Here is a 23,736-nt window from a genome sequence, read left to right as displayed (position 1 = left end):
AATAGACATTCCCCTCTTTTTAAATGACAGATACCGCTTTTTCATCTCCCAGCAGTAATCTTTCCTCCTTAATGGCTATCAGGGCACTATTGGCAGCATAAAGAACAGATTAAAGGATTCATCGATGAATAATGGCCGTTGGCATATTACAGCAACTGTAAGTATCGATCCTGTCTAAAATTGCGCACCATGAACGCGACTTTTTTTTCACACAAAGGTGCAAAGTGCTCAGGCGGTATTATATATGTGACTACCGTTATGGCCCTACTTGTAACAGTCCTCTGCAGCTCCTGCCAGAAGACCGGTTTCGCCTACGATAATGTGGTAGATAACCAGCAAACAGATTATATCCTCACCGATACCCTGTCGCTGACGATGAAAACCATTCAGTATGATTCGGTGCCCACCTCCGGCTCAGGGATATTACTCACTGGTGTTAAAGCAGATTCCCATTTCGGTACTTCTACCATTAACTCTTTCTTCCAGCTGCAGGCACCGTCTTCAACAGATATCCCTGTCAACGGTTCCGGCTTCGACTCACTGCGGCTTCTCATGAGGCCCACCGGGTACATTGCCGGCGATTCCACCATACCACAAAGTTTACAGGTGTATCGTGTCACACAATCGATCCAGTTTGCCAAAACATTCTTCTACCTGTACAACAACAGTGACTTCACCGCAGAAAGCACACCACTGGGCACTTTCACCGGCATCATCCGGCCTAAGACCGATAAAAGCATCTCCATAAAAATGTCTGATGCACTGGGCGCTCAGCTGTTTGCCATGGTGCGCGACAAAAGCCCTGATATCTTCCCTACTTCCAGCTTCCTTAATTTTTTCCCGGGGCTGAAGATTACACCAGGACCCGGAAGCGCGTCTGTCATGGCATTCCAGGCGATAGATACTTCGCTGACCATGCGTTTGTATTATCATATCAACGAACTGATTCCAACAGCCAGATATGTAGACTTTAAAATGAATGCCAGTGAACTGCAGTTTAACCAGGTACTGAGCAACCGTACTGGCAGTCCGCTGGAAAAACTACAGGGTCCTGTAAAAGAGCTGCCATCTGCCGCCACCGGCAATATGACGTTTACACAGTCACTCACGGGCGTGGCTACACGTATCGATATTCCTTTTCTGAAAAACATGCAGCAACTGGGACAGTTTTTTAAGATCATGAAAGTAGTACTGACCGTATATCCTGCCACCGGCACTTACACCAACAGCAGCCAGATACCTTCTAACCTGGCCCTTTGCCAGGTAGACAAAACCAACACCGTAACAGACACCATCGGTTATGGCAATCTATCTATAGATAATCAGTATAACGAAAACACCTACTACTCCTACGATATCACCAACTATTGTAACACGCAGCTGTCCGCAGACCTGGCGGGCACCCGTGGTCTGTTGCTGACAACTCCCGGCGGCGCCGGCAGGAATACCCTCAACCGGCTGATAGCAAACGATCAGCAGATCGCTAAAAAGAAAATAAAAGTCCAGGTGTACTACCTGTTGTATAAATAACGGACATGACTATGCACATAAAAAGATATACCTGTTTTTTGTGGTTACTGCTGCTGACTGCAGCCGCTCAGGCACAACACGGCCTTAACTCCATCTATTCCGCCTATGGTATAGGTGACCTCGAAGAAAGGGATTACGGCCGCAATTTCGGCCTCGGAAGCACCGGCATAGGCCGTCGCAACAGCGGCTACCTGAACGAGCTCAATCCCGCCTCCTACAGCGCCCTGCCTACACAAAGCTTTATGTTCGACGTTTCGATGAAAGCCCAGTACCTGAACTACGCTGGTACCAACATCTCGCAGACAGCATCTGATCTCAACTTCAAAAGGCTGGCACTGGGTTTTAAAGCAGCCCGGTTCTGGGGCATCAGCGCCGGCATCACACCTTTCAGCACCATGAACTTCAAAGTGCTCAACAACCAGTTCATCACCGGTACCGGCAACCCAATTACGGCCTCCACCACCGGCACCGGCGGACTCAACAGAGCCTATATCTCCAATGGTTTTCAGCTGAACAAACATTTTTCTATAGGCGTGTCCACCGGTTTTCTCTTCGGGCCGCTCAACACCGCACAGACAACCGGTTCCGACTCCCTCATCACACAGCATAACACTTATACGTTCAAGCCCAACTTCACCGCCGGCGCTCAATACATGACCAAGGTAACCGACAAGTGGCAGCTGGGACTGGGTGCCACCTACCGCTTTCAGACCAGGATGAAGTTGCAACAACAACTCAACATCGTGAACCAGGACGCCGTCTCCTATTATAGTGAACAGCTGGCACCCGGCTACTTTACGCTGCCCGCCGAATACGGCACCGGCATTTCACTCACCAATGGTACCATCACCTGGGTAGCAGATTATCGTCATCAGCAGTGGAATAATCTCAGCGATAAAGGACTGAACTATTATTATCAGGATGGCCAACGGTTTTCAACAGGCGTGGAATATGCAATCAGCAAACAGTATTACAACCGTCCCGTAGAAGCCCTTATCCTGCAGGCCGGCTTTAGTTACAATCAATCGCCATTAGTCATAAAAAACACTTCCATCCACGATATTGCCGGTACGCTTGGGGCCTCCCTGCCCAACAAAAACGGGCAGCTCCGCTACTATATCGGCATCGAAGCCGGACAACGTGGCACTACCAGCAATGGGCTTGTTAAGGAAAACTATTTTAATGCTGTATTTAACTTCAGCCTGAGAGATCTGTGGTTCCTGAAGCGACTGAACCAGTAAGGGTTTCCGTTAAAAAACGCGGGGCAGCATGATGATGCTGCCCCGCGTTTTTATTTTCGTTTATTCGTTCAACAGGTTCCGGAACCAATAGCCCGATTCCTTGATCGTTCTTTGCTGGGTTTCAAAATTGACATGTACGAGGCCAAAGCGGGCGCGGTATCCTTCGGCCCATTCAAAATTGTCGGTCAGGGTCCAGGCAAAATAACCATCTACCGGTACTCCTTCCTGTTTGGCTTTGAGCACGCCTCCCAGGTATTCTGTAAAATATTGTATACGGTCATGATCGCGAACAGATCCGTCTTCTTCCCGGATATCAGGGAAAGCAGCACCACCTTCTGTAACGATGAGTCTTTTTACACCATCATAGGCGGCAAACTGTTTCAGCACTTCATACAGACCGTTACCATTGATTTCCCATCCCAGGGCCGTGGTAGGCACATTACGGGCTTTAGGCTTCACTTCTGATATATTGATGACGGGCATAAAAGCATTATGCTTAACTACCAGCGGGAAATAATTTTGTACACCGATAAAATCAAAATCAAAGGGCAGCTTGTCCCAGTCACGCCAAAGAGCATAACGCCGCTCTATCTTTTTCAGCAAGGGGAAGTCTGCAACAGGGTATCCCATACCCAGCGCAGGTTCGAGAAACAACCGGTTAAACAGTGCATCAGCCTTCCGGGCAGCCCTCAGATCCTGTTCATTGTTGGTAAAGGGAATGATCTGGGAACAGGACAAAGCAGTACCAATCCTGGCACCAGCTACTTCTTCCCTGACCACACGCCCGCCTTCTGCCTGTGCCATCACCGCATGATGCACGGCCGGCAGAAACCATGACAAACCGAATTTGCCAGGGGCATGCACACCCAGCATATAACCCAATGCAGTAAAACCGAATGGCTCATTCAGGATGATCCAGTGTTTTACCTTGTTACCGAAAGCCTTCGTACATACGCGCACGTAGTTTTCAAAGGCAAACACCACGCCCCGGTGGCACCATCCGCCTTTGTTTTCCAGTGCCTGTGGCAGGTCCCAGTGATATAAAGTAACATAGGGCTCCAGACCCAGCTCCAGGCAGGCATCTATCACGCGGTGATAAAAATCAATGCCAGCCTGATTAACCGCGCCGGTGCCGCCAGGTATGATTCTGGACCATGATAAGGAGAAACGAAATACATTGAAGCCCAGCATTTTAGCCAGCAAGATATCCTGCGTATAACGATGATAGAAATCACATGCTACCTGTGCATGGGTTTTATCGCGGATTTTGCCCTTTCTGCCAGAGAAGGTATCCCAGATGGAAAGTCCTTTGCCATCATGGTCATGAGCGCCTTCATTCTGAAAAGCGGAAATGGTGACTCCCCAAAGAAAATCATCCCCGAAATCCTTTCTGGTAAAAGGCATGACTGACTGTTGCATATGCAAAACCTGAATAACAGTGCCGGTCTGCTGCACCGTTCAGAGTGCAGTTTACAACAGTTTGCGTAAAAAAATCATTATATTATTGTTAACGGCCATGCGAGCCCTTGTTTGCGGGATACTCTGAACTTTCTTATTTTGTGCGGATGAGCAGGCATTTAATATATCTCAGTATACTCACCTCCCTGACGGCCTGTGCGGGCAACAGCCGGCCAGCCGTTCAACAGGATACGACCTCCGCTATCACTGGCACGGATACACTCAATAGGATGGTATTGGTTCCAGGTGGCACTTTCAGCATGGGTGCCGATGACAGTACCGGCATGCCTGATGAGTATCCCAAACATAGTGTGAAAGTAGATAGTTTCTGGATGGATGAACATGAAGTTACCAACCGTGAATTTGCTGCCTTTGTAGCGGCCACCGGTTATGTGACCACCGCCGAAAAGCCGATTTCCAAAGAAGAACTGATGGCCACCCTGCCTCCGGGCTCTGCTGAACCAGACAGCAGCATGCTGGCGGCCGGAGCACTGGTGTTTACACCGCCCAATCATGCAGTACCTTTCAACGATGTATCGCAGTGGTGGAGCTTTATCGCCGGCGCCAGCTGGCAGCATCCGGAAGGCCCGGGAAGTGATATCAAAGGCCGGGAAAATCATCCTGTAACACAGGTATCCTGGCATGATGCACAGACTTACGCCAAATGGGCCGGCAAACGCCTACCCACCGAAGCAGAGTGGGAATATGCAGCCAGAGGCGGCCTTTCCAACCAGATATACCCCTGGGGCAGTGAAGCCCTGACTGCAGGCAAACCTAAAGCCAACACCTGGAATGGTAATTTTCCCTATAAAAACACTCATACAGATGGATTTGAAAACACTGCGCCTGTAAAATCGTATAACCCTAATGGTTATCAGCTGTATGATATGTCCGGTAATGTATGGGAATGGGTGTCTGATCTGTATGATGCCCGTTATTACGCACAGGTGGAAAATGGTGCCGCCAACCCTTCCGGGCCAGCCAAAGGATATGATCCGGAAGATCCGGCGCTGGAAAAACATGTGATCAGGGGAGGTTCCTATATGTGCAGTGACGAGTATTGCCGTGGGTACAGAGTATCTGCCAGGATGAAAACAACTCCTGAATCGGGCCTGGCCAATCTGGGATTCCGTTGTGTACGATCAGTGACGCACCACTGATAACAGATTACGATAGTCCCCGTTATATCTTTTGCCATTGATAAAGAAAGTCGGTGTGCCATTCACACCGCTGCGCACACCACTTTCGAAGTCAGCTTCCACTTTGCTGACCAGGCGGTTATCCTGCATATCATCTTCAAACTGGTCGAGGTCCAGCTTCAGTTCTCGGGCCAGTTCCATAAACAGGTTATCATTCAGCTGCCGCTGATGGAGGTAAAGGGCATCGTGCATATGCCAGAACTGCTGCTGCCTGCCGGCTGCTTCGGCTGCTATAGCCGCATCCATGGCGTACTCATGAGATTCCGCCAGTGGGAAATGCCGGAATACAAATTTGATATTATCCGCAGACCGCAACAGGTCACGGACTACACCGAAAGCTTCTCCACAGTAGGGGCATTGAAAATCTCCGTATTCTACAATCTCCACAGTGCCCTGGGGATTGCCGGTTACATGATCACGGCTGGTAATGGGAGGTGTAAGCATATAATTGAGTTATCAGTTTTTTATTCAGGCGGTCATCGTTATGGATTCCAGTGCCTGCAGAATACCATCAGCACCGGGGTTTTGATCGATAGGCGACAGATAGCTCCATTGTATCATCCTTTGCTGATCGATGACAAACAGTGCACGCTGACTAACGCCATCCATATACACGCCGTACTGGCGAGACACCGCCCCTTTGGGTTCAAAATCCGACAGCAGGTTGAAATGCAGGTTTCTGTCTTTCGCAAATGCCTGATGACACCACACGCCATCTACAGAAATACCTAGCAGCATAGCGTTATACTTTTCGAAGAAACGGAGCATTTCATTGTACAGGGCCATCTGGTCGCTGCAAACGGGGCTCCAGTCGGCCGGATAAAATGCGAGGATCACATTTTGGCCATGCAGGTCCGACAGCCGGAGAGGTTTGCCCGGAGCTGCCTGGAGAGTAAAATCGGGTGCTTTATCGCCTTTTTGTAACATAAACCGCCATTTATCCAGGGAAAAAACAGTGCTTTAAGTATAACGTTCATGCCCGGAGAAAGTTGTCTGCAAACAAAAATGCCACGGTGGCGGACCGTGGCTTTTTGTTTCCCGAGCGAAGAGAAGATTTAATCAGGGTTTAGCGTCTGATTCTACTTTTGCTTGTCTGGCATCTTTATCATCTTTATTGGCATTGGTGCTTCCTTGCTCTCCTTTGGAGAGAAGGACAATTTTATCAGCAGACAAAATATTGCCTGCAGCATCCTGTACAGATGCACTAGTTGAGTTGACCATAATAGCATTTCCCATCAGCGTCACTTTGCCGCCAACGCCAGTAGCTGCAGGTACACGATTGGCTGTTCCGGAGATGGTCGTATTTTTTACTATAAATGCCTGACCACTCATTGTTTTTTTATTGGCAGCAGCCCAGGATTTGGTAAATATCTCCACCACACCGTTGCGGGCAGATTCGCCGTATTGTGCTACATAGGCATCTGCAGAAGCGCCTTTGTAAACACTGATGGATTCAATATCATCCGCATTGAGCGCGCGCATTTCTCCATCGGTGATGAGTCTGCCGTTTAGCAGATACAAAGGTCCGTCGCCACTAGCCGTATTACCACGGCTGAGGGTAACGGTCGCAGGTCCGCCAGCAGCTGCTACACCTGCCGGTGCTGCTTCTTTAGGGGCTGGTGCTGGGGCCGCCGCCGGAGCTGGGGCCGGGTTGGCTACAGATACGGCAGGCCTGGCTTTTGGGGAAGCAGTGCGCTCCGGTGCTGCCGGTCCGGCAACAAAAACCGCCTCACGTGAACTGATGGAATCTTTTGGTTGCACAGCTGCAGGGGCAAATACCACCCGGTGGTTTACCACCGATGCCCGGCTGTAATTGAGTGATAATACCAGGCCTCCGACCAGTACGCCGAAAGCTCCATAGCGTACCACCTGGATGGCTGATGACTGTTTCCTGTTCATCATAATGATCCTGTTTTTTAAATGTGAGAAATTGAAATTGTTTGCGATGGCCGTCGCATATGGGATCCCACTAACTTGTATCAGACTGTATTGATATGTTTTTTTATCTATGCCCTGCTTCAGGAGATAACGATCAGTAATAAACTCAAGGTTCTCGCGAATCGCCGTTTTCATCATCCAGGCGCCGGGGTTAAACCAGTAAAAAATATTATTCAGTTCCCCCAGTATTACATCGGCGCTGTGCCATTGTTTCACATGTACCTGCTCATGGCAGAGGATAGCCGGTATTTCTTCCGGCTGATGCAGGGAAGGATTAATGTAGATATGCCGGAAAAACGAGAAGGGAGACAGCTCCTTCTGCAATGTCCGTACGGCAGTGCCTTCTACCACACCAGGCCTGGACTTCCGGTGGATCGTCCAGAGTGAAAAGAGCTGAATAGAAAAACGTATAGCCATTACCGTTACACCTGCCCAGAACAGATAAACCAGCAAGGTCCAAACAGTGAAAGTGTCGGCATGGGTTTTGAGCGCTTCGAGATCTGGCAGATAAGTCATGCCACCGGCAATAGCCTGGTGCCGGTTGACAAATGAATTAACAGCTACCAATGGAAATAAAGAGGAAAAAGCAATGCCGGTCAACAGGAACACCCTGTTAAGGGTGTAAAAAGTCAGTCTTCTTAATCCCAGCCAGTAAGCAAGAAAAAAAAGGGTCAGCGCAATATTGGCCTTCAGGAGGTAAATCAGTATGGCAGGTATCATTGTTTTCCAGGTTTAGATTATTTACCATTTTCAATCATCCGGATAATTTCTTTCAGCTCTTCAGGACTAATCTTCTTTTCTTTGGCGAAGAAAGATACCAGCTCCTTATAAGAGTTCGCGAAGTAGTCTTTTACAAAACCACTCATGAACCTGTTTTTGTAGGTCTCTTCTTTTATGATCGGCGTATATTCATATACGTTACCTACCTTATGACTTTCCACAAACCCTTTCTTTTCCAGATTTTTAATGGTAGAAGCTAGTGTAGTATATGGCGGCGCCGGTGCAGGATGCGCTTCCAGGAAGTCTTTCACAAACCCTTTCCCCCTTTTCCATATCGCCAGCATGGCAGCTTCTTCCTGTTGGGTGAGCTTTTCCATATTGATAAATTTATTAATTACGAACTTTTCGTAAATCTACGAAAGTTTCGTAATTAAGGAAATATTTTCTCTGAAAATTCTAAAAAAGAATTCAAATCATTAATTATCAAACAACTATTAAAACCAGAATATACAGGACAGGTTGTATTTAAATAACAAACCTCACAACTGTATATCGTTGTGAGGCCGGAATTTAAAGCTATATTTTACAGAAGAGATGTATTCAGGTTTTAGGGATTCGCTTTAGTTGATTGAATGAAGCGCCATTTTGTTTCCTTCGGTGTCAATGAACATCGCTACATACCCTTGAATATTTTCGCGCCATCTCCTACAATTTATCCAGTATGTCCTTATATCCTCTTCCAATAGGAATGGGCTTCCCTTTTATCTCCACTACTTCAGCAGTATAGGAATCAATCTGATTAATAGAAACAATGAAAGAGCGATGTATACGTTTGAAAATATGCCCAGGCAGCAGCTCTTCAATCTCATTGGTACTCATCTTGGACAGGTATTCACTGCTGATGGTCACGATTTTAATGTACTCCCGCTGGCTTTCTATATACAATATCTCCGAAAACCGGATTTTCACTCTCCTTTTTTGCACATATACGAAAATAAAATCCCTGACCTCCTCTATTCCCCGGCGGGTGGCTGCTTTTACTTTATTAACAGCTGTAAAAAAACGTTCAAATTCAATAGGCTTCAGCAGGTAATCTGTTACATTCAGGTTAAAACCCTCTACTGCATACTGATGATAGGCAGTGGTAACAATCACGGAAGGCGGATTGGTCAGTGTTTTGAGAAAAGCCATCCCTTTCAGCCTCGGCAGATGGATATCCAGAAAGATGAGGTCCGTTTTATTATGCAACAGAAATTCTGAAGCAAGGATTGCATCTTTAAAAATACCCTGCAGCTCCAGAAAGGGAACTGCTGAAACGTAATCCTTCAGCACTTTTGCAGCCAGTGGCTCATCTTCTATAATAATGCATTTTATGCTAGACATGACTGTTGAGGTTTATTTTCAGGACAGCGGTAAACATAAAATCTCCCGGCCGTATATCAAGACTGTAATCAGTATATAACAATGCCAGCTGGCGGCGTAAGTTAGACAAACCGATATTTTCTTTCACTTTGTTGTTATCCGCCGGATCACCAGTGGAATTTTCTACTGTAAAAAGCAGTACCCTTTTTTTTACAGAAAGAAAAATACTTACCCGTGGCTGGTCTCTGGTTTCCGATACACCATGCTTAAAGGCATTTTCAACCAGTGGAACCAGCAACAGCGGAGGAATACCTTGCCTGCTGTCTTCCAGATCATGGCTGAAATTTACCTGCAGCGATTCATCATACCGTAGCTTTTCCAAAGCGATGTAATCATCAATGATTCTCAGCTCCTGTTCTATAGCTGTATAGGGCGCGCTGGTTTCATACAACATATACCGCAGAATCTTTGATAGCCGCAGAATGGATTCCGGCGCCAGGTCAGATTTGTCTCTGGCCAGTGAATAGATGTTATTCAGTGTATTGAATAAAAAATGTGGATTAGTTTGTGACTTGAGATAGTTCAGCTCTGCCTGCTGGCTTTCTATCTGCAGTTGCTGCGATGATTGTTTCAGCTTTACATAGTTGAAAATGTGTCTGGTTATTCCAAAAATAACAACCGATCCAATGCTATACCCTGTAAGGCCTCCGATTCTCTCGGGTATGGATATCGTTTTATCCAGCACCGTATAGATATGCAATGTTACACCCAGCGATCTCCAGAGAAAAAAACCAAGGGAATAAATAAAACAATACAGCAGCACCTTTAGGAATGATTCAAACCATCTTTTCCAACTCATAGCCGGTAAGGCGTATTCAAAAAGCCGGTAGTTGGCCACCGTCAGATAACATACCAGCCATAATTCATTGACCGCCCTCTGAGGGAAATCACCGGCACCTTCCACTACATCCCCCAGCAGGTTGAGCAGTAAAAAAATCGGAATGAGCCAGATATACAGCTTATATCGTTTTATGAGGTATAGTTTCTTCATATGGATGTTTGTTGCAGTAAATGTCGATAAAATGTTTTTCATTTTATTATCCGGCAAGGGACATCGACCCAATTCCGCAGTTTGTTTACCATTATCCGTTGTTCGTAGCCCCGGCATGTCTGCAAAATGGCCGATTCTCTAATCTTGTACTGTCAACAAATCAACATCCATCTCAATATTAATCAAAACATGAACAACCTCATTCAATTCGGAGAAACCGTTGAAGGGTATAATATCCCCGTACTAAACGAAAGAGAAGTCAGAGCCGCCGCAGGTATCCTGTTTCTCGCCACCTATACTTCATTGTTGTTTATCCTCTTCGACGGAAATTTTATCCCTGTCAAGTATGTGATCACTTTTTTCCTGTTAGATTTTCTGATCCGTGTATTGATCAACCCCAGGTTTTCGCCAACCCTGATAGCAGGGCGTTTGATCGTCCGGAATCAAACACCTGAATATGTAGGTGCAGCGCAAAAAAAATTCGCCTGGAGTATTGGCATCGTCCTGTCGGCGGTTATGTTTTATTTTTTCATCATCGTTAATGCCTATAGCATTATTACCGGTTTGATTTGCCTGGTCTGCCTGCTGTTTCTGTTTTTCGAAGCGGTCTTCGGTATTTGTCTGGGTTGTATATTTTATCGGTTGTTTAACCGGAAGAAGGTACAGTATTGCCCGGGAGAAGTATGTGATATCAATTCCAGACAACAGATACAAAAAGTGTCTATTGGACAATTAATAATATTGGCAATGTTTATTACTCTGATTTATGTTGCATCCGGTTTGTTAGTTGAACGCTATAGCAAGGCTCCGCATGACTTATTTAAAACGGCTCAATCCAGGTAGTTATGCTTTCGTTATCTATTCCCCGTGTAAGCGGACTGGAAAGCTACTTTTCCTTTTACCGAAAGAATATCATTGGTCAACAGACTTATTTTGAATCGCCATTTGGCCCTCAACGGATCATTTATGCCGACTGGACGGCCAGTGGCAGAGGCTACGGACCCATTGAAAATCATATACAGCAGGAAATACTTCCATTTATTGGCAATACGCATACCAGCACTACTATCACCGGCAGTTCGATGTCCGGCGCCTATGAAGAGGCAAAAGCGATCGTAAAAAATCATGTTAACGCCAACAACAGTGATGTGCTGCTCTTCTGCGGCAGCGGAATGACCGCCGCTGTAAACAAACTGCAGCGCATACTGGGACTGAGAATACCTGAGCGCCTTGCATCCTATACTTCAGCGTTATCGCTGCCACCTGATGAAGACTGGAGACCGATTGTTTTTGTAACACATATGGAACACCACAGCAATCATATCAGCTGGCTGGAAACCATTGCCACCGTGGAAATCATCGGGATGACCGAAGAAGGGACAGTTGATTTGCTTCACTTCAGTTTTTTACTGGAACAGTATAAAAACCGCCGGCATAAAATAGCTGCCGTAACAGCGTGTTCAAATGTTACCGGCATCCGGACGCCCTATCACCAGATTGCCCAACTTATTCATGCCTATGGTGGATGGTGTTTTGTGGACTTCGCCAGCTCAGCACCCTATTGTGATATCAATATGCATCCTGAAGACGATGGTACACATCTGGACGCTATTTACTTCTCAGCCCATAAGTTCCTTGGCGGGCCGGGCACTCCGGGGATATTGATATTCAATCAGGCACTTTACAACAATAAAATACCTGATCAACCGGGAGGAGGGACTGTAAAGTATACCAATCCCTGGGGAACACATATCTACACAGAAGATATCGAACAACGCGAAGACGGAGGCACACCTCCTTTTCTTCCTGGCATCAAGGCAGCTATGAGTATCCGGCTTAAAGAAGAGATGGGCGTAGCCTGCATGCTTCAGCGGGAAGAAGAACTGCTATCCATTATTTTCTTCAGGTTGTCTGCCATACAAAATGTGGAGGTGCTTCAGTCCAATGTAACTGACCGGTTGGGCGTAGTCTCCTTTATGGTAAGGGGCGTGCATTACAACTTAATCGTGAGGATACTGAATGACAGATTCGGGATTCAAATGAGAGGAGGATGTTCCTGTGCCGGCACTTACGGGCATATGCTGTTGCATGTTGACAAACCGGAATCATACGCTATACTCCATGGCATCCAGGCAGGTGACTTGTCCTGCAAGCCTGGCTGGGTGCGGTTATCCATTCATCCTACCATGACCAACGACGAAATTAATTTTATCCTGGATGCCATTGAGATAACTGTCACGCATATACGGGAATGGGGAAAGGACTATTACTATGATCGTGGTTCAAATGAGTATTTCTTCAGCGGAGATGCCAACAAAGGGCTTAGAAAAATACCGGACTGGTTTGATGTGGGGCGATGGACAGCGTGAAGATATTGTTTTGGGGAGAAGCCATAGAAAAGGGCTGACCGATTGGTCAGCCCCTGTTATACTGTGTTTTAAACCTTCGGTGTTATTAAGGCAGTACTTCAGCCAGTTTCTTTTCGAGGTCTTCGCCACGCAGGTTTTTAGCTACGATCTTGCCTTTAGGGTCGATCAGTACGTTCTGCGGGATAGCGCGTACGCCATAGAGCTCAGCAGCAGCGTTTTTCCAGCCTTTCAGGTCGGAAACATGTTGCCAGGCAAGTTTATCTGCTTCAACGGCAGCCAGCCATTTTTCTTTTTTATCATCGAGGGAAACGCCCAGGATTTCAAAACCTTTGTCTTTGAATTTACCGTAAGCTTTCACTACGTTCGGGTTTTCTGCACGGCAGGGACCGCACCAGCTGGCCCAGAAATCTACCAGTACATATTTACCACGGAAAGAAGAGAGGGTGATATTTTTACCGGCGGCATCAGCCTGTGAAAATTCCAGGGCTGTTTGTCCTACTGCGGTCTTTTTAGCCGACTCCAGTCTTTTAGCAAACTCTTTACCGGAAGGAGAATTTTTCGCTTCTTTGCTCAGTTTTTTGAACAGTGGTGTTGCTTCCTCTGGTTTGATATCGTAACCAGCCACCTGGTTGAGTACAAACAGTGCAATTGGTGAATTGCCATTTTTTTCGAGGAAATCGTTTTCGATCTTTTTCTCTTCTGCTTCGAGTGCATCGTAGGCTGATTCCAGTTTTTTGATACCTTCCTCGTCTTTATTCTTAGCCAGTTCGCGGTACTGCTGCTGGAGGGCTGCGCTTTTTTCGTTTACATCCTTCAGCTGGTCCTGGAGGCGTCTGTAGTCTTCGTTGGCACGGGAACCGGTTACAGTAGCTTTGCTGATGGAATCGGTGGTGTTTACCACAACGGTGCCGTTATCCAGGAATACGGCCAGCATGTCGCGGCCCATAGACACTGGTTTATCTGCATTTTTCTGTACCAGCATCAGGCTGGCCAGGATAGGCTCTTCCAGATTGCCGGAGATAGAGAATTTACCATCTTTCACCTGGGCGCTGTCGGTCAGCCATTCACCGTTTTTACGCATTCTGAGAAATACGGTGGCGGGCTTTTCCTGCTGGGAGATAGTTCCCTGAATAGTAAAGGGTTTGCCTGCGGATGCAACTTTCTTGTCCTGGGCAAACAATATCGCTGGCATGAGTAGGGCGATCCCCACAAAAGATTTCTTCATTGGTTTTTAATTTACGAATAACAAATTTGGCAAATCGGTTGGTTATTGGCAACCTGATTTTGATAAACGGCTATTTCAGGATTTCCTGCAGTTTGTGTTCCAGTTCTTCACCACGAAGGTTTCTGGCCAGGATAGTACCATCAGGGCCTATCAGCATATTGGCAGGGATGGAATTGATACCATACTGCTGGGCGACTTCATTACCCCAGCCTTTCAGGTCAGATACCTGTGTCCAGGCCAGGCCATCCTGTTTAACGGCTCGCAGCCAGCGTTCCCGGTCGTTGTCCAGAGATACGCCCAGGATAGTGAAATTTTTGCTTTTAAACTTGTTAAAAGCCTTTACTACATTGGGATTTTCCTGTCTGCAGGGACCACACCAGCTGGCCCAGAAATCTACCAGCACATATTTACCGCGGAAAGAAGACAGTTTCACCTGATTGCCTTTTTCATCTTCCTGGGAGAAATCCTCCGCAGCAATGTTGACAGCATTGGCTTTCAGACTTTTTATATAGGCGGTTACACTGCTACCATAAGCACTTTCCTGGATGGTTTTATCCAGTGAGGAAAACAAACGCTGAAATTCGGCTGGTTCCACGCGGTTACGCAGCTCGTTCATCATCAGCCATATGCTGGCAATATTTTTCGGGTGGGTGGTGATAAAGTCGGTGCCCGTTTTTACGATGTCCTGGCTGAACTGGTCGGCTTTCTTACGGAAAGCATTTTTTGCCGGCTCATCTTCCGGGTGGATTTCCCGTGCTTCCTGATTAAGTGTCTGCGCTCTTTTGATCAATGGATCAAAAGCCTTCTGATAGGCCTGCATGGCGAGTGTATTGTCGTTCCCCTTTACTGCTGACGCAATCGGATAAGCTGCTGCTGTAGTGGTAAAGTGGATAGCTTCCTGGCCAGACACGAACAACATAGGGTAATTCACATCCTGCAGTATCAGGGCGTATACGGCAGGCTCCTTGCCTGACTTCACCTTGAAGGAAAACTGCTCATTCTGGATGGTCAGGGAGTCATCCGGATTATTATCCTGGTCGTCAAACAGATAGATCTTCTTGCCATTACCACCTTTCACGATTCCGGATACCTGCTGAGCTGAAACACCGGCAGTTATCAATGCACCTGCCATTAACAGGAAAATTCCTTTCATTATAAATAATTTTAATCAGTTAGATGGGACGTAATTTACGACAAATTATAAAATACGAATTGCGCATTACGCACGAAAAAATAAATATACACAAAAAAAACCATGCATATTCATCGAACATTCTGCGCAATCCGCAATCCAGGATTTTTGAGGAATCCTATTTATGTCTTTCTTTTAACACCTTTATAACGTCGGCCAGCGTAAAACCTTTTGCCTGCAGCAACACGAGGTAGTGATAAAGCAGATCAGCTGATTCGTTCAGGAAAAGTTCATCATTATTATCTTTGGCTTCTATCACCACTTCCACCGCTTCCTCACCTACTTTCTGCGCCACTTTGTTGATGCCTCTGGCAAACAGCTGAGAAGTGTAGGATTTATCGGAAGGATTGTTTTTTCTGTCGGTGATAATGCTTTCCAGCTTTGCCAGAAAATCATTGCTGGCATTGACTTCATTCCAGCAGGTATCAGCGCCGGTATGACATACCGGGCCCACCGGATTGGCTTTGATAAGAATGGTATCAGAGTCACAGTCAACCTTGAGGTCTTGCAGCAGCAGGAAATTGCCGCTTTCTTCTCCTTTGGTCCACAGCCTTTGTTTGGAGCGGCTGTAGAAAGTGACTTTATTTTCAGCCAGGGTTTTGTCGAGTGCTTCGCGGTTCATATAACCGAGCATGAGCACCTTGCTGGTAGCGGCGTCCTGTATAATGGCCGGCACCAGGCCATCGGCCGATTTTTCAAAATCTATCTGCATGATAACATGTTTCAGAGGATATACTTAAAATCTGACATTCACACCTTTCTGATAAAGGAAGGTTTTGAGTGCCTGTATTTCTATTTCTTTATAGTGGAAGATGCTGGCGGCCAGCGCTGCATCTGCCTGGGCATTTTCGAATACGTCCACAAAGTGTTGCATAGTGCCCGCACCTCCTGATGCAATTACCGGCACATGCAGGTTCTGTGACAGCTGCGCTGTAATATCGAGCGCGAAGCCTTGTTTGGTACCGTCGTTGTTCATAGAAGTGAGCAATATCTCTCCCACACCACGGTCCACTGCTTCTTTAGCCCAGTCGAATGCTTTACGATCGGTTTTCACCCGGCCTCCATTGAGATATACGTACCAGTCGCCGTCTTCAAAGCGGGTGTCGATGGCCAGTACGATACACTGACTGCCAAACTCCCGTGCCAGGCGATCCAGCAGCTCCGGATTTTTGAAAGCGGCAGTATTAACGGATATTTTATCGGCGCCGGACTGCAGCAGCGCACTCACATCTTCCACTTCAGCAATGCCGCCACCCACGGTAAACGGAATATCGACGTGGCGGGCGATGCGAGACACCAGCTCCGACAATGTCTTTCTTCGTTCATTCGTAGCCGTTATATCCAGAAACACCAGTTCATCAGCTCCCTGTGCTGCGTATAAAGCACCCAGCTCAATAGGATCACCGGCATCCCGGATATTTTCGAAGTTAACACCTTTAACGGTACGGCCGTCTTTAATATCCAGACAAGGTATGATACGTTTGGTAAGCATACAATAAGTTATTTACAGGAATGATTTTAATTCCGCTGTTGAAATTTTTCCTTCGTAGATCGCTTTGCCGATGATTACGCCACTGCAGCCGATCTCCTGCAATGCCGCCACATCACCGATATGGCTTACGCCTCCGCTGGCTACAAAGTTAATATCGGAAAACTGTGCGATGATCTTCTTATACAGCTCCGTGGAAGGGCCTGCCAGCAGACCGTCTTTAGCGATATCGGTACAGAAGATATTATGCACGCCACGGCTGATATTATCTGCCAGGAAATCAAACACAGACAGGTCCGTCGTTTCCAGCCATCCGCCTACGGCGAGTTTTTCATCTTTCACATCTGCACCCAGAAATATTTTATCAGCGCCGTAACGTTCTACCCAGCTGAAAAACAGCTCCGGTGATTTCACGGCCACACTACCAATGGTAGCCAGGGCAGCACCACATTCATATACGATCTCCAGGTCTTTATCTGTTTTGATACCGCCACCAAAATCTGTTACCAGGGAGGTTTTACCGGCAATATTTTCCAGCACTTTCCAGTTGACCACCGCTCCCTTTTTAGCACCATCCAGGTCTACAAGATGGAGGCGGCGTACACCCAGTGCTTCAAACTCCTTCGCTACTTCCAGCGGATGTTCGTTGTACACTTTCTGCTGGCTGTAGTCGCCCTGGGTCAGGCGCACACATTTTCCGTCGATGATATCAATGGCCGGAATGATCTCGAATGTTTGGGCTTTGGACTGTTCCAGTGGTAATTCCATTCGTATGAAGTTGATTCCCCCTTTTATAAAATAATTGCCCCGGGCAACATACCCGAGGCGGTCGTAAAAAGAAACTGCCGTATCACGGGCATTACACCAGAGCAGTTTGATTTTTTCCTTCCGGCAGATGTCCATCAGGTGTGCCAGTACTGCTTTCCCATAACCCTTGCCCTGGGCTGCCGGCAGTGTGGCCAGCTTACGGAACTGTGCCTCTCCCCTGCCCATGAACAACGATACGACCGTGACCAGCTGACCGCCATCAAATACTCCGAAGTGCAGGCCGTCTTCATCCTGATCTACCTTTACTGCTTCCAGTGAAGCATCAGGATACAAAACATCCCGGCGTAATGTCAGGGTATCTTCTGCACTAATCCTTCTGATTTGCATCTTATAAATTCAAAAAGTTTTCAATAATACGGGCGCCACCTTCTGAAGATTTCTCCGGGTGGAACTGTACCGCGTAAAAATTATCCTTCTGCAGCGCCGCACTGTAGTTGATCACATAGTTGGCCATTGCCACCGTGTCTGCACCAAGCGCAGCGTAATAACTGTGCACAAAATACATGTAGGCATTTTCCGGTACATGCTCAAACATCACACTGTGCAGGCCGGTAATATTGTTCCAGCCAATCTGCGGTATCTTCAGCAGGTTTTCCACCGGGGAGGTAAACCGTTTTACTTCCACATCAAAAATACCCATGCAAGGGGTATTATTTTCTTCCGAGTGGCGGCACAACAGCTGCATACCCAGACAAATACCCAGCACAGGCTGCTTCAGGCCGGTGATCAGTTTATCCAGGTTCCTTTCCTGCAGATAACGCATGGCAGTGCTGGCTTCGCCAACACCAGGAAAAATCACTTTGTCAGCCGACAGGATTTCTTCCGGATTATCCGTTACAATGCCGTCTACTCCCAGACGCTCCAGCGCAAACTGTACGGAGCGGATATTACCGGCGTTGTATTTTATAATGACCGTTTTCATTTCAATTACGAATTACGAATTGCGAATTGCGAATTACGAATGATGAATGACAACCAACGAATGAAGAATTACGAATTACAAATTATAAACGAAGATATTAGTGATAGCCCTTCTTTCATAACCTGTAATTCGCAATTTGTAATTATTTTTTGATGGATTCAATAAAGGTACGCACTGTCCCGTCAATATCCTTGGTATGTTCTACCGCTTTGATGAAGGCAGTACCGATGATGGCGCCGTTGGTATACCGGGTAGCTGCATCAAAGGTAGCCTTGTCTTTAATACCAAATCCGATCAGCACCGGGTTGTGGAGTTTCAGACTCTGCAGGCGTTCAAAATAAGCCTGCTGGCCAGACATATCCTTGTCTTTTCCGGTGGTGGAAGAAGAAGATACTGCGTACAGAAACCCTTTGCTGAGGCCATCTATCTTGCGGATGCGCTCATCGCTTGTTTCCGGTGTTACCAGAAAAATAAGGTGTACGTTGTATTTTTCAAAGACAGCTTTATAGTCCGTTTCAAACTCTGCCATGGGCAGGTCGGGGATGATAAGGCCGTCGATACCTGTTTCCGCACATTTTTTCACAAAGGCTTCCACACCGTACAGCAGTACCGGGTTGAGGTATCCCATCAGTATAACGGGAACGTGTATACGTTCACGGAATCCTTCCAGTTGTTCAAACAGTTTATGAAGGCTCATACCGTTTTTCAGTGCACGGGTGCTGCTGTCCTGAATCACGGGGCCATCGGCCAGTGGATCGGAGAAAGGCATGCCCAGCTCGATGAGATCTGCTCCGTGTTGTTGCAGGGCGGTCATCACCGGCAGGGTATCATTCAGTTCCGGGAAACCGGCGGTGCAATATATATTCAGAATACCGTTTGGTTTGGAGGCAAACAGTTGGTCAATACGATTTTGCATAATCCATTTATTTATTCATGTGACGGATATAGGTATCCAGGTCTTTATCACCGCGGCCGGAGAGGCATACCACTACTACATCATCGGGATTGAGTGGCAGGTCTTTCAGTTTGGCCAGTGCGTGGGCAGATTCCATGGCGGGGATGATACCTTCCAGTCTGCTCAGCTCATAACCAGCGGCCAGGGCTTCTTCGTCGGTAGCATCGAGGAACTTGGCACGTCCTGTTTCATACAGATGAGCGTGCATGGGTCCTATACCGGGATAGTCGAGGCCTGCGGAGATAGAGTGTGGCTCTACAATCTGACCGTCTTCCGTTTGCATCAGCAGTGTTTTGCTGGCGTGGATGATACCGATTTTGCCCAGCTGTGTGGTGGCCGCAGAGAATCCGCTATGAACGCCTTTTCCGCCGGCTTCTACAGCTACCAGTTTTACGGATTCTTCGTCGAGGTAATGGAAAAATGCGCCGGCAGCGTTACTACCGCCACCGATACAAGCCACTACATAATCCGGGTTGGCGTTGCCGGTTTTGGCCAGCAGCTGTTTTCTGATTTCTTCGCTGATCACTGACTGGAGGCGGGCCACCATATCAGGATAAGGATGCGGGCCAGCGGCGGTACCCAGGATATAATGTGTATCCACCGGGTTGTTGATCCAGTCACGGATAGCCTCGTTGGTGGCGTCTTTCAGCGTTTTGCTACCGCTGGTGGCCGGCACTACGGTGGCACCGAGCATTTTCATACGAGCTACGTTGGGCGCCTGTCTTTCGATATCGATGCTGCCCATATATACCACACATTCCAGTCCCATGAGCGCACACACGGTGGCGGTGGCCACGCCGTGCTGACCAGCGCCGGTTTCGGCGATGATACGTTTTTTGCCCAGTCGTTTGGCCAGCAGAATCTGTCCGATGGTATTGTTTACTTTATGGGCACCGGTATGGTTTAAATCTTCTCTTTTGAGATAGATCTGTGCCTTGTATTTTTCAGATAAACGTTTGGCGAAATACAGTGGAGAAGGGCGGCCTACATAGTCCTGCAGCAGGGCTTCAAACTCCTGCTGAAAGGATGGGTCGCTGAGTATTTCCATATATCTGCGTTGCAGTTCGTCCACGTTGGGGAACAGCATCTCAGGGATATAGGCACCGCCGAACCTGCCATAATAGCCATTCTTATCTACCTGATATCTGGATTTGCTGGTATCTATTGCAATGTCCATGACTAATATTTTTTTATTTGATTATTTAGTTATCTGACGCACATCGTCCACAAACTGCTTCACCTTATCCAGTTGTTTAATACCGGGGGCCTCTTCGAATTTGCTGTTGATATCAACTGCAAACAGGGCTGGTAACTGTAGTGTGCTGATGATGGCTGCATCTTCCGGAGCGATACCGCCGCTCAGCAGGAAAGGATGATCAAACGGATACTGCTGCAGCAGCTCCCAGTTGAACCGCTCTCCTGTGCCACCATAGCCTTTTTCGGAGGCTGTGTCGAAAAGGAAATAATCCGTTACCGGCACAAAGGCGGCCAGCTCCATTTCCCAGTTAACGTTTTTGCCTATACGAAATGCTTTAATGACCGGCACTATCTCCCGGATGGTGGCGCAAAATTCAGGTGTTTCATCACCATGCAGCTGTACCATATCGAGGGCATAGTCTGTTACGGTACGTTTTATCTGTTCGGCGGATGCATTCACAAATACGCCTACTTTCCGGATACCGGTAGTTTCCCTGACGCTGCGGGCATCTATCCTGCTCGCCGCGAAGCGGGGCGACCGTTCGTAAAAGATAAAGCCGGCATAGTCTACCTGGTTGGCTACAAGTCCCTGCAGGTCGTTGACTCTTGTGATACCGCAAACTTTAATACGCATGATGTGATTATTTAACCTGCAAATCGTTTAATGTCTGCACAAAATTTTCAAAAGCATGGGCCGGATCTTCCTGTTTCATGAAATATTCACCGATCAGGAAACCCTGGAAGCCAGCGGCTTTGAGTGTTACGATGGCAGCAGGGTCGTTGATGCCGCTCTCTGCTACTTTTATTTTGTCTGCTGGTATTTTGGGCGCCAGTTCGCAGGAGCGGTTAAAGTCTACCTTAAACGTCACGAGGTCGCGGTTATTGACACCTACGAGATGCGTATGTGCGGTTACTTTTTCCAGCTGTGATTCACTGTGCACTTCCAACAGTACTTCCAGTCCGAGGTTGTGCGCAAACTGCGCCAGGTGTGCTACCTGTGCGGCATCCAGACATTCAGCGATCAGCAGTATCACATCAGCTCCGATGGCTTTTGCTTCGAGAATCTGGTATTCATCGATCACAAAATCCTTGCGCAGGATGGGTATCTGATTAAAGCTGCGAGCCTGTTGCAGGTCATCTGAAGAGCCACCGAAGTATTTTTCATCTGTGAGCACTGACAGTCCGGAGGCGCCATAACGGGTATAAGCCGTGGTCACCTGTTGAACGGTCGCTTCACCGTTGATGAGTCCTTTGGATGGGGAACGTCTTTTGAATTCTGCTATGATGCCGGTTTTATCCGGGTTCTGCAGGAAACTGCGGAGCGACAGGGGCTCGCGTTCAAACATAGATGTCTGCTGCAGTTCTTCCGCACTGCGTTGCAGTTTACGGGCAGCTACTTCTATCTGTTTGTGGGCAACTATTTCTGCTAAAATATTTTTCATCAGCTTACTGTAATTCAATCAATTTTTTAAATGCTTTAAGAGCATTACCTGATTCCAGGGATTCTACTGCAGCGGCGAAGGCATCTTCGTAGCTGTTGTATTTATCGAGGCTGTACAGACCCATAGCGGCATTGGCCATTACTACGGAGTTCTGCGCCCAGGTGCCTTCTCCTTTCAGTATCTTCATAAAGATCTTCGCGGCTTCTTCCACGGTGTTGCCACCATAGATATCTTCCGGATGTACTTTACGTTTTCCCAGTTGCTCAGGTGTCATGTCCTGCTCACCGGCGTTGGTGATAATCTTGGTATCGGCAGTCAGTGATATTTCATCATAGCCGTCGAGGCTGTGTACGATCACATATTTTTTATCTGTTTGCTGGAACAGATAGTTGTACACACGGGCCATTTCGAGGCTGTATACGCCTATCAGCTGATGTTTGGCGAAGGCTGGGTTTACCAGCGGACCGAGCATGTTAAAGAATGTGCGGATACCCAGTTCGCGACGGATGCCGGCCACATTTTTCAGTGCCGGATGGAACAGCGGCGCATGGAGGAAACACAGACCGGCTTCTTCCAGCTCTGTCCTCAGTTTGGCATCGTCTGCCTTAAACTTGTAGCCTACCAGCTCCATGAGGTTGGAAGCTCCGCTGATGGAAGACACGCCGTAGTTGCCGTGTTTAGCCACTTTACCACCGGCGCCTGCCACGATAAAGCAGGACAAGGTAGAAATATTAAAAGTATTTTTTGCATCACCGCCGGTACCTACGATATCCAGGACATCATAACCATTGAGTTTTACAGGGATGCACAGCTCCAGGAGGGCATCACGGAAGCCCAGCAGCTCATCGATGGTGATGCTGCGCATAAGGAACACGGTCATGAAAGCAGCGAGTTCGCTTTCGTTGTACATGCCTTTGGAGATGTTAATGAGAATATCTTTAGCGCCTTCGCGGCTGAATGTTTTATGTTCAAACAGATAGTTAAGTATCTTTTTCATACGACTGATGTATTTAAAGTGATCAATGGGAGTAAAAAAATGGCGATGAGACTATAATTCCAGCCAGTTTTTCAGCATTTGTTCTCCCAGTGGAGTGAGTACACTTTCAGGGTGAAACTGCACACCGCTTACATCGTACTTATTATGTTGCAGGGCCATGATATAACCTTCTGCATCTTCTGCCGTGAGGGTGAGATCTGCCGGCAGGGTTGCTTTGTCGATCACCCAGGAGTGATAACGGCCGGCCTGAATATCACGTGGCAGGCCATTAAAGATGCGGCCGGCATCGGATACTATTTTTACGTTGGTGGCCACACCGTGGTACACTTCCTTCAGATTGATCAGAGAACCGCCAAAAGCCTGACCGATGGCCTGTAAACCGAGGCATACACCGAAGATGGATTTGGTAGGCGCATACTCCTTTATCAGCGGCAGCAGCAGGCCTGCTTCTTCCGGAATACCAGGGCCGGGAGATAAAATGATCTTATCGTAATCGTTCACTTTTTCCAGGGGTATTTCATCGTTGCGGACAACGGTCACCTTGCCGTTGATCAGCTTCTCCACCAGATGAACGAGATTGTATGTAAATGAGTCGTAATTATCGAAAACCAGGATGTTCAT

General features: G+C 47.4%; 24 protein-coding genes. 5 read left to right on the top strand and 19 right to left on the bottom strand.

Annotated elements, in window-relative coordinates:
* Window positions 1-189 precede the first annotated feature (189 nt).
* Both DF182_RS18720 and DF182_RS18715 read left to right on the top strand, forming a co-directional pair.
* Window positions 190-1,530, top strand: coding sequence for a DUF4270 family protein (locus DF182_RS18720; protein WP_113617353.1), 1,341 nt, complete (start codon window positions 190-192; stop codon window positions 1,528-1,530).
* A gap of 11 nt (window positions 1,531-1,541) precedes the next feature.
* On the top strand, window positions 1,542-2,771 hold the full coding sequence (locus tag DF182_RS18715) for a porin family protein (RefSeq protein WP_147243480.1): 1,230 nt from the start codon (window positions 1,542-1,544) through the stop codon (window positions 2,769-2,771).
* Window positions 2,772-2,831: 60 nt separating this feature from the next.
* On the opposite strand, the gene DF182_RS18710 is transcribed toward DF182_RS18715, so the two are convergent.
* On the bottom strand, window positions 2,832-4,190 hold the full coding sequence (locus DF182_RS18710; RefSeq protein WP_113619634.1) for a GH1 family beta-glucosidase: 1,359 nt from the start codon (window positions 4,188-4,190) through the stop codon (window positions 2,832-2,834).
* Window positions 4,191-4,336: 146 nt separating this feature from the next.
* Between DF182_RS18710 and DF182_RS18705 the strand changes: the two genes are divergently transcribed.
* On the top strand, window positions 4,337-5,389 hold the full coding sequence (locus DF182_RS18705) for a formylglycine-generating enzyme family protein (protein ID WP_113619633.1): 1,053 nt from the start codon (window positions 4,337-4,339) through the stop codon (window positions 5,387-5,389).
* Here DF182_RS18705 and DF182_RS18700 read toward each other — a convergent pair.
* The 6 genes from DF182_RS18700 to DF182_RS18675 all read right to left on the bottom strand — a co-directional run bounded on the left by DF182_RS18700 (window position 5,372) and on the right by DF182_RS18675 (window position 10,499).
* A complete protein-coding gene (locus DF182_RS18700) occupies window positions 5,372-5,872 on the bottom strand; it encodes a DsbA family protein (RefSeq protein WP_113617351.1) in 501 nt (166 codons plus the stop codon). The two genes, DF182_RS18705 and DF182_RS18700, sit on opposite strands and share 18 nt — an antisense overlap.
* 24 nt (window positions 5,873-5,896) lie before the next feature.
* Complete coding sequence (locus tag DF182_RS18695) at window positions 5,897-6,355, bottom strand: redoxin domain-containing protein (protein ID WP_113617350.1); 459 nt, start codon at window positions 6,353-6,355, stop codon at window positions 5,897-5,899.
* Window positions 6,356-6,487: 132 nt separating this feature from the next.
* The gene (locus DF182_RS18690) at window positions 6,488-8,086 is read right to left on the bottom strand and encodes a M56 family metallopeptidase (protein WP_113617349.1); all 1,599 of its coding nucleotides are present in this window, start codon (window positions 8,084-8,086) and stop codon (window positions 6,488-6,490) included.
* Between the two features lie 17 nt (window positions 8,087-8,103).
* A complete protein-coding gene (locus DF182_RS18685; protein ID WP_113617348.1) occupies window positions 8,104-8,463 on the bottom strand; it encodes a BlaI/MecI/CopY family transcriptional regulator in 360 nt (119 codons plus the stop codon).
* Between the two features lie 328 nt (window positions 8,464-8,791).
* Complete coding sequence (locus DF182_RS18680) at window positions 8,792-9,469, bottom strand: LytR/AlgR family response regulator transcription factor (protein ID WP_113617347.1); 678 nt, start codon at window positions 9,467-9,469, stop codon at window positions 8,792-8,794.
* Complete coding sequence (locus DF182_RS18675; protein ID WP_113617346.1) at window positions 9,462-10,499, bottom strand: sensor histidine kinase; 1,038 nt, start codon at window positions 10,497-10,499, stop codon at window positions 9,462-9,464. Before DF182_RS18675 ends, DF182_RS18680 begins: the two co-directional genes overlap by 8 nt.
* A 189-nt stretch (window positions 10,500-10,688) precedes the next feature.
* Here DF182_RS18675 and DF182_RS18670 point away from each other — a divergent pair, with 189 nt between their 5' ends.
* Entirely contained in the window at window positions 10,689-11,342 is a 654-nt protein-coding gene (locus DF182_RS18670) for a DUF4395 domain-containing protein (RefSeq protein ID WP_113617345.1), read from the top strand.
* A 2-nt stretch (window positions 11,343-11,344) separates the two neighbouring features.
* Window positions 11,345-12,868, top strand: a complete 1,524-nt coding sequence (locus tag DF182_RS18665; protein ID WP_113617344.1) for an aminotransferase class V-fold PLP-dependent enzyme — start codon at window positions 11,345-11,347, stop codon at window positions 12,866-12,868.
* An 85-nt stretch (window positions 12,869-12,953) separates the two neighbouring features.
* On the opposite strand, the gene DF182_RS18660 is transcribed toward DF182_RS18665, so the two are convergent.
* The 12 genes from DF182_RS18660 to DF182_RS18605 form a co-directional block, all read right to left on the bottom strand.
* Window positions 12,954-14,093, bottom strand: coding sequence for a redoxin domain-containing protein (locus DF182_RS18660; protein ID WP_113617343.1), 1,140 nt, complete (start codon window positions 14,091-14,093; stop codon window positions 12,954-12,956).
* 70 nt (window positions 14,094-14,163) lie between these two features.
* On the bottom strand, window positions 14,164-15,246 hold the full coding sequence (locus tag DF182_RS18655; RefSeq protein WP_113617342.1) for a TlpA disulfide reductase family protein: 1,083 nt from the start codon (window positions 15,244-15,246) through the stop codon (window positions 14,164-14,166).
* A 157-nt stretch (window positions 15,247-15,403) separates the two neighbouring features.
* Window positions 15,404-15,997 carry a bifunctional phosphoribosyl-AMP cyclohydrolase/phosphoribosyl-ATP diphosphatase HisIE gene (gene hisIE / locus DF182_RS18650; protein WP_113617341.1) on the bottom strand — a complete coding sequence of 198 codons (594 nt, stop codon included), beginning with the start codon at window positions 15,995-15,997 and terminating at the stop codon, window positions 15,404-15,406.
* A gap of 24 nt (window positions 15,998-16,021) precedes the next feature.
* Entirely contained in the window at window positions 16,022-16,777 is a 756-nt protein-coding gene (gene hisF, locus DF182_RS18645; protein ID WP_113617340.1) for an imidazole glycerol phosphate synthase subunit HisF, read from the bottom strand.
* A 12-nt stretch (window positions 16,778-16,789) separates the two neighbouring features.
* Window positions 16,790-17,929, bottom strand: coding sequence for a 1-(5-phosphoribosyl)-5-[(5-phosphoribosylamino)methylideneamino]imidazole-4-carboxamide isomerase (gene hisA, locus DF182_RS18640; RefSeq protein WP_113617339.1), 1,140 nt, complete (start codon window positions 17,927-17,929; stop codon window positions 16,790-16,792).
* A 1-nt stretch (window position 17,930) separates the two neighbouring features.
* Complete coding sequence (gene hisH / locus DF182_RS18635) at window positions 17,931-18,524, bottom strand: imidazole glycerol phosphate synthase subunit HisH (protein ID WP_113617338.1); 594 nt, start codon at window positions 18,522-18,524, stop codon at window positions 17,931-17,933.
* 142 nt (window positions 18,525-18,666) lie between these two features.
* Complete coding sequence (gene trpA, locus DF182_RS18630; protein ID WP_113617337.1) at window positions 18,667-19,440, bottom strand: tryptophan synthase subunit alpha; 774 nt, start codon at window positions 19,438-19,440, stop codon at window positions 18,667-18,669.
* Between the two features lie 7 nt (window positions 19,441-19,447).
* Window positions 19,448-20,656 (bottom strand): tryptophan synthase subunit beta, encoded by a 1,209-nt coding sequence (gene trpB / locus DF182_RS18625; protein WP_113617336.1) that lies wholly within the window; start codon window positions 20,654-20,656, stop codon window positions 19,448-19,450.
* A gap of 21 nt (window positions 20,657-20,677) precedes the next feature.
* Window positions 20,678-21,310 carry a phosphoribosylanthranilate isomerase gene (locus tag DF182_RS18620; protein WP_113617335.1) on the bottom strand — a complete coding sequence of 211 codons (633 nt, stop codon included), beginning with the start codon at window positions 21,308-21,310 and terminating at the stop codon, window positions 20,678-20,680.
* Window positions 21,311-21,317: 7 nt separating this feature from the next.
* Window positions 21,318-22,118, bottom strand: a complete 801-nt coding sequence (gene trpC / locus DF182_RS18615) for an indole-3-glycerol phosphate synthase TrpC (protein WP_113619632.1) — start codon at window positions 22,116-22,118, stop codon at window positions 21,318-21,320.
* 4 nt (window positions 22,119-22,122) lie between these two features.
* Complete coding sequence (gene trpD / locus DF182_RS18610; protein WP_113617334.1) at window positions 22,123-23,115, bottom strand: anthranilate phosphoribosyltransferase; 993 nt, start codon at window positions 23,113-23,115, stop codon at window positions 22,123-22,125.
* Window positions 23,116-23,166: 51 nt separating this feature from the next.
* Window positions 23,167-23,736, bottom strand: coding sequence for an anthranilate synthase component II (locus DF182_RS18605; protein WP_113617333.1), 570 nt, complete (start codon window positions 23,734-23,736; stop codon window positions 23,167-23,169).

The sequence above is a fragment of the Chitinophaga flava genome (assembly GCF_003308995.1).
GTDB lineage: Bacteria > Bacteroidota > Bacteroidia > Chitinophagales > Chitinophagaceae > Chitinophaga > Chitinophaga flava.
The sequence above is the reverse complement of the archived record's forward strand: the minus strand, read 5'-3'. Positions and strand labels throughout refer to the sequence as shown.

What these genes read in the sequence shown, in the direction of transcription:
- hisF (WP_113617340.1), bottom strand. Translation starts at nt 16,777, where the DNA reads ATGCTTACCAAACGTATCATACCTTGTCTGGATATTAAAGACGGCCGT.
- DF182_RS18675 (WP_113617346.1), bottom strand. Translation starts at nt 10,499, where the DNA reads ATGAAGAAACTATACCTCATAAAACGATATAAGCTGTATATCTGGCTC.
- DF182_RS18655 (WP_113617342.1), bottom strand. Translation starts at nt 15,246, where the DNA reads ATGAAAGGAATTTTCCTGTTAATGGCAGGTGCATTGATAACTGCCGGT.
- DF182_RS18685 (WP_113617348.1), bottom strand. Translation starts at nt 8,463, where the DNA reads ATGGAAAAGCTCACCCAACAGGAAGAAGCTGCCATGCTGGCGATATGG.
- DF182_RS18695 (WP_113617350.1), bottom strand. Translation starts at nt 6,355, where the DNA reads ATGTTACAAAAAGGCGATAAAGCACCCGATTTTACTCTCCAGGCAGCT.
- DF182_RS18715 (WP_147243480.1), top strand. Translation starts at nt 1,542, where the DNA reads ATGCACATAAAAAGATATACCTGTTTTTTGTGGTTACTGCTGCTGACT.
- DF182_RS18720 (WP_113617353.1), top strand. Translation starts at nt 190, where the DNA reads ATGAACGCGACTTTTTTTTCACACAAAGGTGCAAAGTGCTCAGGCGGT.
- trpB (WP_113617336.1), bottom strand. Translation starts at nt 20,656, where the DNA reads ATGGACATTGCAATAGATACCAGCAAATCCAGATATCAGGTAGATAAG.
- DF182_RS18710 (WP_113619634.1), bottom strand. Translation starts at nt 4,190, where the DNA reads ATGCAACAGTCAGTCATGCCTTTTACCAGAAAGGATTTCGGGGATGAT.
- DF182_RS18605 (WP_113617333.1), bottom strand. Translation starts at nt 23,736, where the DNA reads ATGAACATCCTGGTTTTCGATAATTACGACTCATTTACATACAATCTC.
- DF182_RS18690 (WP_113617349.1), bottom strand. Translation starts at nt 8,086, where the DNA reads ATGATACCTGCCATACTGATTTACCTCCTGAAGGCCAATATTGCGCTG.
- DF182_RS18700 (WP_113617351.1), bottom strand. Translation starts at nt 5,872, where the DNA reads ATGCTTACACCTCCCATTACCAGCCGTGATCATGTAACCGGCAATCCC.
- trpC (WP_113619632.1), bottom strand. Translation starts at nt 22,118, where the DNA reads ATGAAAAATATTTTAGCAGAAATAGTTGCCCACAAACAGATAGAAGTA.
- DF182_RS18680 (WP_113617347.1), bottom strand. Translation starts at nt 9,469, where the DNA reads ATGTCTAGCATAAAATGCATTATTATAGAAGATGAGCCACTGGCTGCA.
- DF182_RS18665 (WP_113617344.1), top strand. Translation starts at nt 11,345, where the DNA reads ATGCTTTCGTTATCTATTCCCCGTGTAAGCGGACTGGAAAGCTACTTT.
- trpA (WP_113617337.1), bottom strand. Translation starts at nt 19,440, where the DNA reads ATGCAAAATCGTATTGACCAACTGTTTGCCTCCAAACCAAACGGTATT.
- hisA (WP_113617339.1), bottom strand. Translation starts at nt 17,929, where the DNA reads ATGCAAATCAGAAGGATTAGTGCAGAAGATACCCTGACATTACGCCGG.
- DF182_RS18705 (WP_113619633.1), top strand. Translation starts at nt 4,337, where the DNA reads ATGAGCAGGCATTTAATATATCTCAGTATACTCACCTCCCTGACGGCC.
- DF182_RS18660 (WP_113617343.1), bottom strand. Translation starts at nt 14,093, where the DNA reads ATGAAGAAATCTTTTGTGGGGATCGCCCTACTCATGCCAGCGATATTG.
- hisIE (WP_113617341.1), bottom strand. Translation starts at nt 15,997, where the DNA reads ATGCAGATAGATTTTGAAAAATCGGCCGATGGCCTGGTGCCGGCCATT.
- hisH (WP_113617338.1), bottom strand. Translation starts at nt 18,524, where the DNA reads ATGAAAACGGTCATTATAAAATACAACGCCGGTAATATCCGCTCCGTA.
- trpD (WP_113617334.1), bottom strand. Translation starts at nt 23,115, where the DNA reads ATGAAAAAGATACTTAACTATCTGTTTGAACATAAAACATTCAGCCGC.
- DF182_RS18620 (WP_113617335.1), bottom strand. Translation starts at nt 21,310, where the DNA reads ATGCGTATTAAAGTTTGCGGTATCACAAGAGTCAACGACCTGCAGGGA.
- DF182_RS18670 (WP_113617345.1), top strand. Translation starts at nt 10,689, where the DNA reads ATGAACAACCTCATTCAATTCGGAGAAACCGTTGAAGGGTATAATATC.